Consider the following 15,095-nt stretch of genomic DNA (forward strand, 5'->3'; position numbering starts at 1 on the left):
GTCGACCGCGGCGCTCGATGTCAATGGAGTGCCGGTGGTGGATCCGGCGGCGATGTTCGACGCCGCGGGCAACATGGTGGCGCTGGCGCACCTGCGCCGGATGGCCTGGAGCTGGCGCGGCTGCCTGACCGAGGCCGTGACCGTCGAGCGCGCCGGCGGGCCCGTCGACGACGGCGAGCGCTACGCGTACGGCGCGGACCGGGTGCGGGTCAGGAAGACCCACACGCCCAGCCCGATGGGCTTCCTGCGCGAGGTGCTCGGCCGCCCGGCCCACGAGCGGGCCTTCGTCGTGATCCCGGTCGGCTACCCCGCCGCCGGGGCCCAGGTGCCCGACCTGCACCGCAAGCCGCTGGCGGACGTGCTGGTCCGGAGGTGATCGGCGGGTGACGACGGCCAGCGGCGCGCCGCGCCCTCGATGACGGCGATCCGCCAACCCGCCGCGCGTGGTCACGGCCGGTTCCGGGCCACGCGGTCGCGCGAGGGCGTAGGCTGTGGCGATGATGTCCCTCGTCGACCGCCTCGCCTCCTACGCCGGCTATCACCGCGACAAACGCAACATCGCGACGCACTTCGTCGGGATCCCGATGATCCTGGTCGGCACGCAGGCCGCGCTCGCGAAGATCGGCCTGGGCCCGGTCAACGCGGCGGTGGCGGCGACCGGCCTGGCGACGCGCTACTACCGGGCGATCGATCCCGCGTACGGCAACGCCATGGGCGTGGTGCTGGGCACGACCTGCGCGATGGGCACGGCCATCGCCGCGCTGCCGACGCCGCTGTGGGCGGGCGCGACCGGCGGGCTACTGGTCGGCGGCTGGGCGATCCAGTTCGTCGGGCACGCGTTCGAGGGCCGCAAGCCGGCGTTCCTCGACGATCTGCGCGGGTTGCTCGACGGTCCGCTGTTCCTGGTGGCCGAGGTCGCGTTCGCCCTCGGGTTGTCGCCGGAGCTGCGCGCCGAGGTCGAGCGGCGCGCAGGCCCGACGCGCTGGGGCAGCGTCGACGCGACCGAGCTGGCGACCGCGGCGGCGTGACCGCCGATCGCGCTCGGAACGTCGACGCGACCGAGCTGGCGACCGCGGCGGCGTGACCCCCGATCGCGCTGGGGCAGCGTCGACGCGACCGAGCTGGCGACCGCGGCGGCGTGACCGCCGGGCCCGCGATCGCGCGGGCCGCCGTCACCGTCGTGGGCGCGACCTGCGGTCGTGCGGCGCGGCGCAGTCCGGCCGCGGCCCCGGCGCTGCCCTGACAGGCCGCGCGACGAGCTGCCGGCGCGGCGCGGACGCGGTAGGGTGCGCGCCGTCGCGATGCGCATCCTCCTGGTCACGCCGCCGATGACCCAGCTCAACACGCCGTACCCGGCGACGGCGTACCTGTGCGGGTTCCTGGCGCAGCACGCCGCCCGGCTCGGGCTCGAGGTGGTGCAGGCCGATCCGGCGCTCGAGCTGTTCTTGCGGCTGTACTCGCGGGCGGGCGTCACCGCGCTGGCCGCGCGGATCGCGGCGCGGGTCGGCGACCGCGGCGGCGGCAAGAAGGCGCGCCGCGACGGCGGGCTCGACGCCTCGGTCGGGCACTTCCTGGCCGAGCCCGGGCGCTACGCCGACACCGTCGACGCGGTCGTGCGCTTCCTGCAGGGGCGCGACCCGTCGCTGGCGCTGCGCATCGCCGGGCGCGAGTGGCTGCCCGAGGGCCCGCGGTTCGCGGCGATCGATGACGCGCTCGCGGCCGAGCCCGGCGGCGATCCGCTGGCGTGGGCGTTCGGCGAGCTCGGCATCCACGATCGCGCGAAGTACCTCGCGAGCCTGTACGTCGACGACCTGGCCGACGTGATCGCGCGCGGCGAGGACGCGCACTTCGGGCTGTCGCGCTACGGCGAGAAGCTCGCGGCCAGCGCGCCCAGCTTCGACGGCCTGGCCGCGGCCCTGGCGGCGCCGCCGACCCTGGTCGACGACCACCTGGCCGAGCTGACGCGCGCGCTGGTCGACCGCCACCGACCCGACCTCCTGGGCCTGACCGTGCCGTTCCCCGGCAACGTCTACGGCGCGCTGCGCATGGCCCAGGCCGTGCGCGCCCACGCCCCGGCGACGCGGATCGTGATGGGCGGCGGCTACGTCAACACCGAGCTGCGCGGCCTGCGCGAGCCGCGCCTGTTCGACCTGGTCGACTACGTCACCCTCGACGACGGCGAGGCGCCGCTGCTGGCGCTGCTCGAGCACCTGCGCGACCCGGCCCGGCCGCTCCTGCGCACGTTCGTGCGCGTCGACGGCGAGGTCGAGCAGCGGACGACCGACGCGCTCCACGACGTGCCGCTGGCCCAGGCCGGCACGCCGACCTACGCCGGGCTGCCGCTCGATCGCTACCTGTCGGTGGTCGAGATGCTCAACCCGATGCACCGGCTGTGGTCCGACGGGCGCTGGAACAAGCTCACCGTCGCCCACGGCTGCTACTGGAAGAAGTGCAGCTTCTGCGACGTCACGCTCGACTACATCGGCCGCTACGATCCGGTGACCGCCGACCTGCTGGTCGATCGGATCGAGGCGATCGTCGCCGAGACCGGCCAGACCGGGTTCCACCTGGTCGACGAGGCCGCGCCGCCGGGCGGGCTCAAGGCCCTGGCCGAGCGCCTGCTCGCGCGCGGCGTGACGATCACCTGGTGGGGCAACATCCGGTTCGAGAAGACCTTCACGCCCGAGCTGGCGCAGCTGCTGGCCCGGGCGGGCTGCGTCGCGGTGTCGGGCGGGCTCGAGGTCGCGTCCGATCGCCTGCTCGAGCGCATGAAGAAGGGCGTCACGGTCGAGCAGGTCGCGCGCGTGACCCGGGCGTTCACCGACGCCGGGATCATGGTCCACGCCTACCTGATGTACGGGTTCCCGACCGAGACCGAGCAGGAGACGATCGACAGCCTCGAGCGCGTGCGCCAGCTGTTCGCCGCCGGGTGCGTGCAGTCGGCGTTCTGGCACCGGTTCGCGGCCACGACCCACAGCCCGATCGGCCAGGCGCCTGACCTGTTCGGCATCCGCCTGACCCGGGCGCGCGCGGTCACGTTCGCCGAGAACGAGGTGCCGTTCACCGATCCGACCGGCGTCGATCACGACCGCCTCGGCGTCGGCCTGCGCAAGGCGCTCTACAACTACATGCACGGCCTCGGCCTCGACGTCGACGTCCGGCGCTGGTTCGACGACGGCGGCCGCGGCCGCAAGGTGCCCGCCGCCAAGGTCCCGCGCGATCTGGTGGAGCGCGCGCTCTCGCGCTGACCGCGCGTATATATACTGGCCCGAATGCACGGGAACGAGCTGCTCGACGTGGTGTTCCGATGGGCCCACCTGATCGCCGGGATCATGTGGATCGGGAACTCGATGCTGTTCAACTGGCTCGATCGCAACCTGGTCGCGCCCGGCCCTGACGCCAGCAAGCTGTCGCAGGGCAAGATCTACATGGTCCACTCGGGCGCGTTCTACGAGGTCGAGAAGAAGCTCCTGGCGCCGGGCGAGCTGCCCGATCAGCTCCACTGGTTCAAGTGGCAGAACTTCTCGACCTGGGCGACGGGCATCGCGCTCCTGGTGGTCGTCTACTACATGAACGGCGCCGCGTTCCTGATCGACCCGTCGGTGCGGGCGATGGGGCAGGGCGAGGCGATCGGGTGGTCGGTCGGCGCGCTGGTGGCGGCGTGGGCGATCTACGACGGCCTGTGGATGACGCTGGGCAAGAAGGCGCCGGCGGCGGCGACCGTGCTGTCGTTCGTGATGCTGTTCGGCGCCGCCTACGCGTTCACGCTCCTGTTCAGCGGCCGGGCCGCGTACCTGCAGACCGGCGTGATGATCGGCACGGTCATGACCGGCAACGTGTGGATGCGGATCATGCCGTCGCAGCGGTCGCTGATCGCCGCGACCAAGGCCGGGGAGGAGCAGGACGCGACCCTGTCGCTGCGCGCCAAGCAGCGGTCGATCCACAACAACTACCTGACGTTCCCGCTGCTGTTCATCATGATCTCGAACCACTTCCCGTCGACCTACGGCCACCACCTGCGCTGGTTCGTGCTGGCCGCGGTGATGGTGGGCGGCGCCGGCGTCCGCCACTTCATGAACGCGCGCTACGACGGCCGGCCGTGGATGACGTGGGCGACGCCGGGCGTGGGCATGGCGGCGGTGGCGTTGGCCGGCCTGGTGCTGCTGACCCGCATCCGCGAGGCGCCGGCCGTGACCGTGACCGACCAGGTGTCGTTCGCGCGGGTCCAGGAGATCATCCAGGCGCGGTGCGTGCAGTGCCACAGCGCCAGCCCGACCGACGATCAGTTCCAGGTGGCGCCGGTCAACGTCATGTTCGACACCGCCGAGCGGGTCCAGGCGATGGCGGCGCGCATCAAGGACCGCGTCTACGTCAACAAGACCATGCCGTTCCTCAACAAGACCCAGATCACCGAGCAGGAGCGGGCCGAGCTGGCCGCCTGGGTCGATCAGGGAGCGCAGCTCAAGTGACGCGGGTCGATCGGGTCGTGCGGTCGCGGCGCGTGGTCACCGGCGGCGCGATCGGCCCGGCCGCGATCTACATCGCCGGCGCGCGCATCGTCGCGGTGGCGCCGTGGGCCGACGTCCCGGCCGGGGCCGCGCTCGACGACGTCGACGACCTGGCGGTGCTGCCCGGCGTGGTCGACACCCACGTCCACCTCAACGAGCCCGGCCGCACCGAGTGGGAGGGCTTCGAGACCGCGACCCGGGCCGCGGCCGCCGGCGGCGCGACGACCCTGGTCGACATGCCGCTCAACTCGATCCCGCCGACCACGACCCGGGCGGCGCTCGCCGCCAAGCGCGCCGCCGCGACCGGGCAGTGCGCGGTCGACGTCGGCTTCTGGGGCGGGGTCGTGCCCGGCAACACGGGCGAGCTCGCCGGCATGGTCGCCGACGGGATCCGCGGCTTCAAGTGCTTCCTGGTCGACAGCGGCGTCGAGGAGTTCGGCTGGGTCGACGAGGCGGCGCTGGCGCCGGCGATGGCCGAGCTGGCGCGGCTGGCGGCGCCGCTGCTGGTCCACGCCGAGGTGGCCGGCCCGATCGACGCGGCCGCGGCCGGCCTGGCCGGCGCCGACCCCGCGCGCGTACGCGACCTACCTGGCCAGCCGGCCGCCGGCCGCCGAGGAGCAGGCGATCGCCCTGGTGGTGCGGCTGTGCCGGGCCACGCGCGCGCGCACGCACATCGTCCACCACTCGGCGGCGTCGGCGCTGCCGCTCCTGCGCGGGGCCCGCGCCGACGGCCTGCCGCTCACCGCCGAGACCTGCCCGCACTACCTGACGTTCGCGGCCGAGGACATCGACGACGGCGCGACGCCGTGGAAGTGCGCGCCGCCGATCCGCGAGCGCGCCAACCGCGACGCGCTGTGGGCGGCGCTGGCCGAGGGCGTGCTGTCGCTGGTCGCGTCCGATCACTCGCCGTGCACGCCGGCGCTCAAGCGCCTCGACGCCGGCGACTTCGTGGCGGCGTGGGGCGGCATCGCCGGGCTGCAGGTGGCGCTGCCCGCCGTGTGGACCGCGGCCCGGGCCCGCGGCCACACGCTCGTCGACCTGGTCCGGTGGATGTGCGAGGCGCCGGCGGCCCTGGCCGGGCTCGCGGGGCGCAAGGGCGTGATCGCCGTCGGCGCCGACGCCGACCTGTGCGTGCTGGCCGACGCCGAGGCGTTCTGCGTCGACCCCGCGCTGATCCGCCATCGCCACCAGGTCACGCCCTACGCCGGCGTGCGCCTGGTCGGCCGCGTCCACGCCACCTACCTGCGCGGCCGCAAGATCTTCGACGGCACCGACGTCGACGGCGTCGGCGGCGCGCTGTTGTAAGCAACCGCGCGCGCGGCCGGTCGATAGGTAGGGGACGCGCCGGGTTGGCGCATGGAACCAGGAGGACCCGATGGGATGGACCGCCAGCTACCAGATCCTGCGCGATCGACCGCTCGACGACGACGAGCTGACCGCGCTCGACGACTTCATCGCGCGCAGCAACAAGCCGTCGTGGGAGGGGGAGGGCTTCGGGCTCGCGGTGACGCGCGAGGGGCGCGCCGACCGCGTCATCGGCGATGGCTGGCAGAAGCTGCCGTTGACCGAGGACACCGAGGATCTGGAGCGGCTGTGCCGCGTGCTCAACGAGCTGGCGACCGTGGTCGCCGGCGTCGAGCTCCGGCTGGTCGACGACTTCGGCGCGCTCGGCCTGACGCCGGCCGGCCAGGCCACGACCAGCGGGCGGCCGGCGGCGCTGGTCGACCTCGGTGAGCGCGACCGGACCCAGTGGCAGGCGCCAGGGGCCTGGCTCCCGCCCCGGTTCGCGCCAGTGCCGGCCGAGCTGGTCGACTGGCTCGCCGGCGCCGACGGCGATCGCTCGGTCGTCCGCGCGGCGCTCACGACGCTCGCCGACTGGCCGCGCGAGCACCCGGACCGCGCGCGCGTGCTGGCGCGCCTGGCCGAGACCTCGGCGCGCACGGTCGCCAAGGCCGGCCTCGACGTCTACGCCGAGGCCACGCGCGACAGCGACGGCTGGGGCGTGGTGACGCGGGCGCTCGAGGGCATGGCGGCGGGGGACGTGACCCCGGCCTTCGTCGTCCGCTTCCTGACGATCTGGCGCCACCCGCGCGGGATCTACTGGTACGGCGATCTCGCGCTGCCCGACCGGTTCCGCGACCAGGTCGCGGCGGACGCCGAGGTCGAGGGGCAGATGCGCGCGGATCTCGCGGCCTCGCTCGACGACCCCAGCGCGACCGAGCTGGTGCATCGCCGGGCCGAGCACGCCGCGCACATGCTCGGGCGCGCGCGCACGCCGAGCGCGATCCGGGCGCTGGTCGAGGCGGCGCGGCGGCTGCGCGGGACGCCGCTGTCGACCGATCTGCGCTACCACACCTACCCCGGCATCCACGAGGGGCTGGCCCTGGCGGCGGTGCCGGCGGCGGTGCCGACCCTGCTGCTCGACCTCGGCACCGGCCCCAACTGGGAGCGGCACCGGATCGCGGCGCTGCGGACGCTGGCGCAGCGCGCCCCCGCGCGGGTCGAGCCGATCGCGAGCGCGCTGGCGGCTGGCGGCGACCTCGATCTGATCGAGGTGCTGACGATGATCGGCGGCGCCGCGGTCGGGCCCGCGCTGCGGCTGCTGGCCGACGCGCCCGACGCGTGGCTGGCACGGCGCGCGCGCGAGGCCCTGGCGGCCCGCGGTGACGAGGTCCCGCCCGAGCTCGAGGTCGATCTGCCGGCGCGGGTGCTCCACCGCAGCGGGCGCGTGCGCGACGACGCGGTGCGCGCCATCGAGGCGCTCGGCCCGAGCCACCTGCGCTGCCTGGTCGTGGCGGACGCGCTCGACGTCGCGGTCCGGCAGCGGTTCGACGAGGTCGTGCTGGTGCGCTCGGGGCTCGACGTCGTGCCGCGCGCGCTGCGCCGGGCTCCGCTCGACCAGCGCCTGGCGTGGATCGATCGCGGCGGCGACGGCGCGGTGCCGCCGCAGACGTGGTGGCCGGCGCTCGACCCGATCGTGGTCGACGGCGTCGCCGAGCACGCGGCCCGGGTGCCGCGGCCGTGGCCGCGCCTCGACGAGGCCAGCGAGCGCGCGCTCGTGGCCGAGGAGGAGGCGGTCCTCGCGGTGCTGCGGGCGGGCGCGCTCGACGTCGCCGCCGAGGTCGGCGCGGCCATCGCGGCGCCGGCCGAGGTGCGGCTGATCGATCCGCTGGCGCCGGCGCCGCCACCGATCGCGGCCACGTCGTCGGCGCCGGGCACCGCGCCGGCCGCGGCCGTGACGTCGTCGTCGAGCGCGGGCTCGCCGCTGCCGGCGCCGAGCGCCATCGCGGCGCCGGCGGCGCCCGGGGCCGGCGACCTCGCGGACGAGGTCATCGATGAGCTGCTCTCGGTCATGGCGCGCGAGGTGACGGTGCCGCCGGCGCTGGTCGCGCGGGCGGGCCTGGCGCGCGGGATCGCGAGCATGGACAGCTACGCGCGCGGCAACGCGCTCCGCGATCGGTTGCTCGCGTGCGATCGAGCCCGGGTCGGACAGCGCCTGCTCGCCGGCCTGGAGACGCTGCACGCTGGCTATCCCATCAGCCGCATCGCCGAGGGCGTGTTCCCGTACGTGGGTGACTCGGACGACGGCGCCGCCGCGCTGACGAGGTGCTGGCAGGTGGCGTTCGAGGTGCCATGGGAGAACCCCGGTCGCCTGACCGATCTGCTCGCGGCGGTGGCGTCGATGCCGCCGCTGTTCGCGGCGTGCGTCGACGAGCTGGCCGCGCCCGACGGCGACCGCGGGGGGGCGCGCACGGCCAGCGCGTTCGAGCTGGTCACCCGCGCCACCGCCCACGCCGACCTGGCGCGCGCCGCGATCGTGGCGCGCCTGCGGGCCGATCGCGGGCGCCCCGGTGAGCGCGTGCGCTGGCGGCGCGACGCCCAGCGCGCGCTGGCGCGCCTGCCTGGCCCCGACGCGGCGCCGACCGCGCTGCTCGAGCTGGCCGAGGCCGCCGAGCCGTCGACGATGGTCAACCTCATCGAGTGCCTGGCGGCGAGCGACCTCGGCTCGGCGACCCAGGTCAAGCGCCTGGTCGACACGCCCGGGCTCGCGGTCGACGCGGCCAAGGTGCTGCTCCGCGCCGGGCTGGTGACCGCGGCCGAGCGCGCGCGCTTGCTCGCCCATCCGTTCTGGCGCGTGCGCCTGGTCGCCGCCGACGAGTGCCGTGAGTGGGCGCGGGCCAAGGTCGAGACGTTCGCGGTGTGGGCCGCGATCGACGCCGCTGGCATCGCGGTGCCCGATGACGATCGGCGCCGAGCCCGGGGCGACGCCGCCGCGTCCGCGAGCTGGGACGACCTCGCGCGCGCGCACGGCCAGCCGCTGACGCTGTCCGCGCTCGCGCCGCCGATCGCCGGGGCGGCCTCGCCCTGCGCCGACTACCGGGCGTGGGCGCTGTGGGCGCTCGACGAGGCGGCCGCGCCCGAGACCGTGGTCGCGCGCGTGCTCGCGGACGAGCTCGATCGTGCGCTGGTAGCGCGCGGCTACCCGCGGTCGTCGTCGCGGTGGGTGCGGTGGGCCGCGGGCGTGCCGGAGCTGCCCAGCGATCGGCGGGCGCGCCTGAGCTGGGCGCTGGCGCGCGTGTCCGACGAGCTCGATCCGACGCTGGCGCGGGTCGCGCGCGACGGGGCGGCCGCGGTCGCCGCGACGCTCCCGCCGCCGACCCTCGCGCTCACTCCGGACGAGCGCGCCGAACTGGAGCGCCAGGAGGACGTGATCGCCGCGCGCGGCGCGGCGCTGTTCCGAGACGGCGTGCCGCCGCTGCCGCCGCTGTCCACGCCGGCCCCGGTCACGGCGTCGAGCCCGTCCTGCGCGCCGCGCGACTCGTACTTCTGAAGCGCCCGGCCGCGACCGGCGTCACGGCGGCGCGCTGTCGGAGCTACCGCGGCGCGACCGCCAGGGCCCGCGCCGGCGCCGCCGGGTCGCCGGTGAACTCGAGGTCGACGGCGTAGGTGCCGTCGGGCACGTCGAGCGCGGTGATCGCCGCGCACACGTCGGCCGCGCACGCGACGTCGACGCGGTCGACGAGGCGGAGGTGATCGCCGACGGTCGCGAACCATGGCTGCGGGGCGTGGGCGAAGGCGAGGTCGAACGCGCGCCCGGCCTCGGCCGGCGTGACCTCGAGGATCTCGTCGAGGACGAGGGTCTTCGCGCTGCCGTCGGCCGGCGGATCGTCGACCTGCTCGACGTGGTAGCGCAGCCGCGTCGTGACGCCCCAGGTGTGGGTGAAGCCGCGGATCCCCTCGTAGGCATAGTCGACCGCGCCGCCGTCGCTCATCATCGCCAGGCACAGCTGGTTGGTGAGCCCGACGCACGGGGCGGCGTAGGGCAGCACGGTGGTCTCGATCGTGTCGTCGCCGCACCCGCTCACCAGCGCCACCCCGACCAGTCCGCCCAGGATCATGTTCTGCATGAGTCCAGCTTCGCGACGGGTGGCCCGACCGTCAAGGCGCGTGGACACCGCGTGCCGACCGTCACGGCCTCGCGGTCCGCCGGCGCCGACGCCCACCGGCGCGCGGTCACGGCGCGCGGACGGCCACCGCGCGGACCGGCGTCGCCGGATCGCCGGTGGCCTCGACCTCGACCTCGAACCGCACGCCGGCGTCGTCGCGCGCGACCAGCTCGGCGCACACCTCCGACGCGCACGCCACCGGCACCCCGAGCAACAGCACGTGGTCGCCGTCGGCGGTGAACCATTTCCAGGTCGGCGACAGGTGCCACACCGCCGGCGCGCCGGCGGGGACCACGCGGGTCGCGTCGACGTGGTCGACCACGTAGGCGCCGACCGCGTCAGGGATGCCCGACGCGTCGTCGACGGTGTAGCGGACGTCGGCCTCGACGCCCCAGGTCGGCGTGTAGCCCTCGAGCGGGTTGTAGAACGGCGTCGCGGCGCCGGCCTCGTCGAGCATGACGGTGCACAGGTGTGCCGTGATCGCCTCGCACGGGGTGCGGTACCAGGCGATCGTGCCGATGTGCTGCGGGTCGCTGCAGCCGACCAGCGCCGTCACCGCCAGGAGGCCGAGCCATCGCTCACGTCTCATGGGAACACTGTCGCCGGGGCCCCGCGACCGAGCAAGCGTGCTGCCATGGTCTACCGGGCGGCGCGTGGTCGCCGTCACGGTGGCCGCGCGGGGGCCGGTCGCGGTAGCGTGGGCCGCGCATGACGACCGACCCCGCGTTCCTGGATCTGCCCGACCTCGCGCTCGACGAGGTCGGCGGCGCCGCGCTCTCGTGCAACGACGAGTTCTTCGCCGAGAAGGAGAACCTGCTCAAGCCCGACGCCGCGGTGTGGAAGGACCACGTCTACACCGATCGGGGCAAGTGGATGGACGGCTGGGAGACCCGGCGCCGGCGCGAGCCCGGCTACGACTGGTGCGTGATCCGCCTGGGCATGCCGGGCGTGATCCACGGGGTCGTGATCGACACCGCGTGGTTCCGCGGCAACTACCCGGCCGAGGCCTCGCTCGAGGGCTGCGAGCTCGACGATCCGCTCGACCTGCGGGCGCTCGCGACCGCGACCTGGACCGAGCTCCTGCCGCGGGCCGAGCTGGGCGGCGATCGCAAGAACCAGTTCGCGATCGGGCACCGCGGCCGGGTCACGCACCTGCGCCTCAACATCTTCCCCGACGGCGGCGTCGCGCGCCTGCGCGTCCACGGCGTGGTCACGCCGCGGCCGGCGCAGCTGGTCGGCACGATCGATCTGGCGGCGCTGACCAACGGTGGCTGGGTCGAGGCGTGCAGCGACATGTTCTTCGGCTCACGCAACAACCTGATCAAGCCCGGGCCGTCGCGGACGATGGCCGACGGCTGGGAGACCCGGCGGCGGCGCGGCCCCGGCCACGACTGGGCGCTGGTCCGGCTGGCGGCCCCGGGCCTGGTCGACCGGCTCGAGCTCGACACCTCGCACTTCAAGGGCAACGCCCCGGGCCGGTGCCTGGTCGAGGGCCACGCGCCCGGCCGCCCCGACGACTGGCGGGTCCTGCTCGACACGCCGCTGCAGCCGCACACCCGCCACGTGTTCGCCGACGAGCTGCGTCGGGTCGGCGCGATCAGCCACGTGCGCCTGAGCGTGTTCCCCGACGGCGGCATCGCCCGCATGCGGGTGTGGGGCCAGCTCGCCGCCGCGAGCGCGGCGCTGGTTACGTTCGACGTGCTCGACCCGGCCAGCGCCGAGGCCGCGCTCCTGACCGCGTGCGGCTCGACCGCGTGGGCCCGGCGGATGGCGGCGCACCGCCCGTTCGAGGACCAGGCCGCGCTCGAGCGCATCGCCGAGCGGAGCTGGTGGTCGCTGGCCGAGGCCGACTGGCTCGAGGCGTTCGCGGCCCACCCGCGGATCGGCGCGCGCCCCGCCGCCGAGCACGGCGCCTGGGCCGCCGGTGAGCAGCGCGGCGCCGCCGCGGCCGACGACGCGACTCGCGCGGCCCTGGCCGAGGCCAACGCCGCGTACGCGGACAAGCACGGCTTCATCTACATCGTCTGCGCCACCGGGCGCAGCGCCGACGAGATGCTGGCCGATCTGCGCGCGCGCCTGGGCCGCGACCGCGCCAGCGAGATCCGGACCGCGGCCGAGGAGCAGGCCAAGATCACGCGGCTGCGCCTGCGCAAGCTGCTGACGGGCGCGTGAGCGTCCGCGGCCGCGGCGCTCGGCGACTGGATGGCTTCAACCTGGGCGCGCCGCGGGGGTAGCATCGGCGTCCGATGATCACCACGCACGTCCTCGACACCGCGCTCGGACGGCCGGCGCGCGGCGTCCCGATCCACCTCGAGCTGCACGAGGGTGACGGCTGGCGCGCGCTCGGCGCCGGCACCACCGACGACGACGGCCGCCTGCGCACCCTGACCCCGGCCGGGCCGGTCGCCCCGGGCCGCTACCGGATCAGCTTCGACACCCAGGCCTACTTCGACGCCCACGGCGCGACCGGGTTCTTCCCGTCGGTGGAGATCCAGTTCGTCGTCGTCGACGGCGCTGCGCACTACCACGTGCCGCTGCTGCTGAGCCCGTACGGATACTCGACCTACCGCGGCAGCTGAGAGCCGGAGCAGGAATCGACGGCCCACCGCGGACGCGCGAATGCGCTCCGGCAGGGGCGGCCGCAACGGCAGGGTCGGTCGGCGACGCCGTGCGGCGCCGGCCTGGGCACGCCGCGCGGGACGGCCGGCGATGCGCAGCGGTGACCGCACGGCGACGGGGTCGGGCCGGCGACCGTCGCCCTTCGGCGGTCTCAGCGGTCTCGGCGGTCTCGGCGGTCGGCGTGTCGCTCAGCCGCACAGGGTGATGAACCGCAGGACGTCGTAGGTCAAGGCGAACAGGGTGGCGCAGCCGAGCGCCTTGGCGACGCCGCGCAGGGGCAGGTGGTCGAGGCCGCGGTGGGTCTTGGCGTCGGCGTTGACGGTCTCGGCCGTGGCGGCGCGCTGCTTGTAACGCTGCTTGGCGTCGTCGGTGCCCATGCGGACCCGCCATCGGGCGACGGCGTCGCTGTCACCGTCACGCGCCACGTGCGGATCGCGGGTGTCGCCGAGACGTGGCCTGGGCACGGGCGCGAGCACGGTGACCTGCTGCGCGGCTGCCGCGTCGATAGCGTCGTGCTGGGTGTCAGGCGAGCGTCAGCGAGCGTGCTGCGGGTACACGCCGGTGCGGGCCACGACCTGGGCGAGCATGGGGGTGCTCTGGCCCATGTCGCTGCCGCGGTTGATCGCGGTGACGCCGACGATGACGCGGGCGGCGTCGGTGGTGGTGGCGAACTGCAAGTTGAACGCCGGGCGGAAGCCGCCGTCGCCCATCTTCATGACGCGGGCGTCGGGATCGGTCGTCGAGACCCGCACGGTGGGATCCTTGGCGCGGCTGCGCTGCTTGGTCGCTTCGACCTCGGCGACCTGCGCCAGCGCCGCCTCGATGCGGGCGAGCCGATCGGCGGCGCCGCGGCACCGCGCGGCAGCGCGGCGCGCGCTGATCGCGGGATCGGCCGCAGCGCGCGTCACCGCGTCGAGGTGGGCGCGCGCCTCCTGCATCAAGGTCGCGAGCGTCGCGGTCCGGCGGAACGACGAGGCGCCGGCGCTCGCGCGCACCCGCGTCCCGTCCTGCGCGACGCTGTGCAGATCGACCAGGCCTTGCCGCATCAGCATCGCCAGCACCTGCGTGAGCAGCGCATCGAAGTCGTCGCCGCGTCGGCTGCGGAAGTCGGACAGCGTGTGGTAGCCGACCGCGACGCCACCACACAGCCAGCGGTAGCTCGCGTGGACCTCGGTCAGTCGGGCGAGTTCCCGCGCGCTGCCTTCGCCCTCGCTGGTCGCGTCACGCGAGCGCCAGCGAGCGTGCGCTGCGGTTCGACCATGGGCACGTCAGGATGCGCGCGGGGCGAGGGGCGCCGCGGTCGTGGTCCTCCCAGAGCACGCTCGCTGACGCTCGCGTGATGCTGCGCACCGGATCGTCCGCGGCGACGGCGGCGTCGAGGTCGATGCGCGCCCAGACCTGCTGATCACGGCGGGGCGTGCGGACCCGGGCACCGTGCTTGGCGCCGGCCGCCGCGCGTCGCCGGCGCGGGCCGAGCACCGTCACCGCAAGGTCGGGCGCGTCCGCCGGGAACAGAACGGGCTGCTCGAACGCCGGGGTGGAGGCGCGATCGGTCATCCGCTGGCAACGCGTCCGCCAGGCGATCGGTCTCCCGACCCCACGTTTTTCTTCGATGGTCGTCCGGTCGAGGCTTGACGGATCGGGTCGTCATGGTTATATATGCCGTATTCAAATGCGCCCGCCTCGCCACCGCCGCACGCCGATCCAGCTCACGCTGGATCAGGCGCGCCGCCCCACCGGGCACGGCGGCTGGCGCCCGGGTGCCGGCCGGCCCAAGGGCCGCGCCACCTGCTCCCACCAGGCCCGGCCGCGGTTCCCGGCGTCGGTGCCGATCCACGTCACGCTCAAGATCGCCGCCGGCCTGCCGTCGTTCCGCCGGGCCGCCATCATGCGCGTCGTCCGCGCCGCCATCGCCGCCGGCGGCCACCGCGGCGACTTCCGCGTCGTCCACTACAACGTGCTCGGCGACCACATCCACCTCGTCGTCGAGGCCGCCGGCGCCGCCGCCCTCGCCCGCGGCATGCAGGGCCTCACCATCCGCCTCGCCCGCCGCCTCAACGCGCGGCTCGGCCGCCGCGGGCGCCTCCTCGCCCAGCGCTACCACGCCCGCCCATTGCGCACGCCGCGCGAGGTCCGCAACGCCGTCCGCTACGTCTTGCTCAACGGCAGGCACCACGCCGCCGACCGCGGCCAGGCCCTCGCGCGTGGCTGGGTCGATCCGTACTCCAGCGCGCTCTGGTTCGACGGCTGGAAGACCGCGATCCGCACCGACGCCCCGTGGCTCCGCGCGCTGGCCAAGGACGGCTGCCCGACCGCCGCGCCACACACCTGGCTGCTCTCCGTCGGCTGGCGCCGCGGCGGCGGCCTCATCGACATCGACGACATCCCGGGGCCCGCGCCGTGACCCCGGGGGCCGGACCTACGCCGCCGGGCGATTCTTGCTCAGGCTGTGAGCTCCGGAGGCCGCACGCTTCATTCGCCGCCGGCGCACGACCGAATATCCGTCGGAGCGCTGTAACCG

The 15,095-nt window shown here is 75.1% G+C and carries 12 protein-coding genes and 2 pseudogenes; 9 read left to right on the forward strand and 5 right to left on the reverse strand.

Annotation, left to right across the window (positions count from 1 at the left end; translation table 11 throughout):
* Positions 1-217 precede the first annotated feature (217 nt).
* The 6 genes and pseudogenes from IPL61_20200 to IPL61_20225 all read left to right on the forward strand — a co-directional run bounded on the left by IPL61_20200 (position 218) and on the right by IPL61_20225 (position 9,339).
* Positions 218-376, forward strand: a pseudogene (locus IPL61_20200) (nitroreductase family protein).
* Between the two features lie 121 nt (positions 377-497).
* Positions 498-1,028 carry a DUF962 domain-containing protein gene (locus IPL61_20205; GenBank protein ID MBK9033554.1) on the forward strand — a complete coding sequence of 177 codons (531 nt, stop codon included), beginning with the start codon at positions 498-500 and terminating at the stop codon, positions 1,026-1,028.
* Between the two features lie 273 nt (positions 1,029-1,301).
* Positions 1,302-3,248 carry a B12-binding domain-containing radical SAM protein gene (locus IPL61_20210; protein ID MBK9033555.1) on the forward strand — a complete coding sequence of 649 codons (1,947 nt, stop codon included), beginning with the start codon at positions 1,302-1,304 and terminating at the stop codon, positions 3,246-3,248.
* A 24-nt stretch (positions 3,249-3,272) separates the two neighbouring features.
* Positions 3,273-4,469: a urate hydroxylase PuuD gene (locus IPL61_20215; protein MBK9033556.1), complete on the forward strand. Its 1,197-nt coding sequence runs from the start codon at positions 3,273-3,275 to the stop codon at positions 4,467-4,469.
* Positions 4,466-5,813, forward strand: a pseudogene (gene allB, locus IPL61_20220) (allantoinase AllB). The gene IPL61_20215 and the pseudogene allB overlap by 4 nt, the downstream one beginning before the upstream one ends.
* A gap of 70 nt (positions 5,814-5,883) precedes the next feature.
* Positions 5,884-9,339: a hypothetical protein gene (locus tag IPL61_20225; GenBank protein ID MBK9033557.1), complete on the forward strand. Its 3,456-nt coding sequence runs from the start codon at positions 5,884-5,886 to the stop codon at positions 9,337-9,339.
* Positions 9,340-9,382: 43 nt separating this feature from the next.
* Here the strand turns inward: IPL61_20225 and IPL61_20230 are convergent, their stop codons facing one another.
* Together IPL61_20230 and IPL61_20235 are read right to left on the reverse strand one after the other, a co-directional pair.
* Positions 9,383-9,916 (reverse strand): DUF4377 domain-containing protein, encoded by a 534-nt coding sequence (locus tag IPL61_20230; GenBank protein MBK9033558.1) that lies wholly within the window; start codon positions 9,914-9,916, stop codon positions 9,383-9,385.
* Positions 9,917-10,022: 106 nt separating this feature from the next.
* The gene (locus IPL61_20235) at positions 10,023-10,544 is read right to left on the reverse strand and encodes a hypothetical protein (GenBank protein MBK9033559.1); all 522 of its coding nucleotides are present in this window, start codon (positions 10,542-10,544) and stop codon (positions 10,023-10,025) included.
* A gap of 119 nt (positions 10,545-10,663) precedes the next feature.
* Here IPL61_20235 and alc point away from each other — a divergent pair, with 119 nt between their 5' ends.
* Together alc and uraH are read left to right on the forward strand one after the other, a co-directional pair.
* The gene (gene alc / locus IPL61_20240; protein ID MBK9033560.1) at positions 10,664-12,127 is read left to right on the forward strand and encodes an allantoicase; all 1,464 of its coding nucleotides are present in this window, start codon (positions 10,664-10,666) and stop codon (positions 12,125-12,127) included.
* 74 nt (positions 12,128-12,201) lie between these two features.
* Positions 12,202-12,534, forward strand: coding sequence for a hydroxyisourate hydrolase (gene uraH / locus IPL61_20245; GenBank protein ID MBK9033561.1), 333 nt, complete (start codon positions 12,202-12,204; stop codon positions 12,532-12,534).
* A 228-nt stretch (positions 12,535-12,762) separates the two neighbouring features.
* On the opposite strand, the gene IPL61_20250 is transcribed toward uraH, so the two are convergent.
* The 3 genes from IPL61_20250 to IPL61_20260 form a co-directional block, all read right to left on the reverse strand.
* Positions 12,763-13,038 carry a transposase gene (locus IPL61_20250; GenBank protein MBK9033562.1) on the reverse strand — a complete coding sequence of 92 codons (276 nt, stop codon included), beginning with the start codon at positions 13,036-13,038 and terminating at the stop codon, positions 12,763-12,765.
* Positions 13,039-13,107: 69 nt separating this feature from the next.
* A complete protein-coding gene (locus tag IPL61_20255; protein MBK9033563.1) occupies positions 13,108-13,752 on the reverse strand; it encodes a hypothetical protein in 645 nt (214 codons plus the stop codon).
* A 43-nt stretch (positions 13,753-13,795) separates the two neighbouring features.
* The gene (locus IPL61_20260) at positions 13,796-14,131 is read right to left on the reverse strand and encodes a hypothetical protein (GenBank protein ID MBK9033564.1); all 336 of its coding nucleotides are present in this window, start codon (positions 14,129-14,131) and stop codon (positions 13,796-13,798) included.
* A 115-nt stretch (positions 14,132-14,246) separates the two neighbouring features.
* Between IPL61_20260 and IPL61_20265 the strand changes: the two genes are divergently transcribed.
* Positions 14,247-14,978 (forward strand): transposase, encoded by a 732-nt coding sequence (locus IPL61_20265; protein MBK9033565.1) that lies wholly within the window; start codon positions 14,247-14,249, stop codon positions 14,976-14,978.
* Positions 14,979-15,095 lie beyond the last annotated feature (117 nt).

The sequence above is a fragment of the Myxococcales bacterium genome (assembly GCA_016717005.1).
GTDB lineage: Bacteria > Myxococcota_A > Polyangia > Haliangiales > Haliangiaceae > UBA2376.

Coding starts and splice junctions, on each gene's coding strand:
- IPL61_20265 (MBK9033565.1), top strand. CDS start 14,247: ATGCGCCCGCCTCGCCACCGCCGCACGCCGATCCAGCTCACGCTGGAT.
- uraH (MBK9033561.1), top strand. CDS start 12,202: ATGATCACCACGCACGTCCTCGACACCGCGCTCGGACGGCCGGCGCGC.
- IPL61_20205 (MBK9033554.1), top strand. CDS start 498: ATGATGTCCCTCGTCGACCGCCTCGCCTCCTACGCCGGCTATCACCGC.
- alc (MBK9033560.1), top strand. CDS start 10,664: ATGACGACCGACCCCGCGTTCCTGGATCTGCCCGACCTCGCGCTCGAC.
- IPL61_20210 (MBK9033555.1), top strand. CDS start 1,302: ATGCGCATCCTCCTGGTCACGCCGCCGATGACCCAGCTCAACACGCCG.
- IPL61_20235 (MBK9033559.1), bottom strand. CDS start 10,544: ATGAGACGTGAGCGATGGCTCGGCCTCCTGGCGGTGACGGCGCTGGTC.
- IPL61_20225 (MBK9033557.1), top strand. CDS start 5,884: ATGGGATGGACCGCCAGCTACCAGATCCTGCGCGATCGACCGCTCGAC.
- IPL61_20215 (MBK9033556.1), top strand. CDS start 3,273: ATGCACGGGAACGAGCTGCTCGACGTGGTGTTCCGATGGGCCCACCTG.
- IPL61_20230 (MBK9033558.1), bottom strand. CDS start 9,916: ATGCAGAACATGATCCTGGGCGGACTGGTCGGGGTGGCGCTGGTGAGC.
- IPL61_20260 (MBK9033564.1), bottom strand. CDS start 14,131: ATGACCGATCGCGCCTCCACCCCGGCGTTCGAGCAGCCCGTTCTGTTC.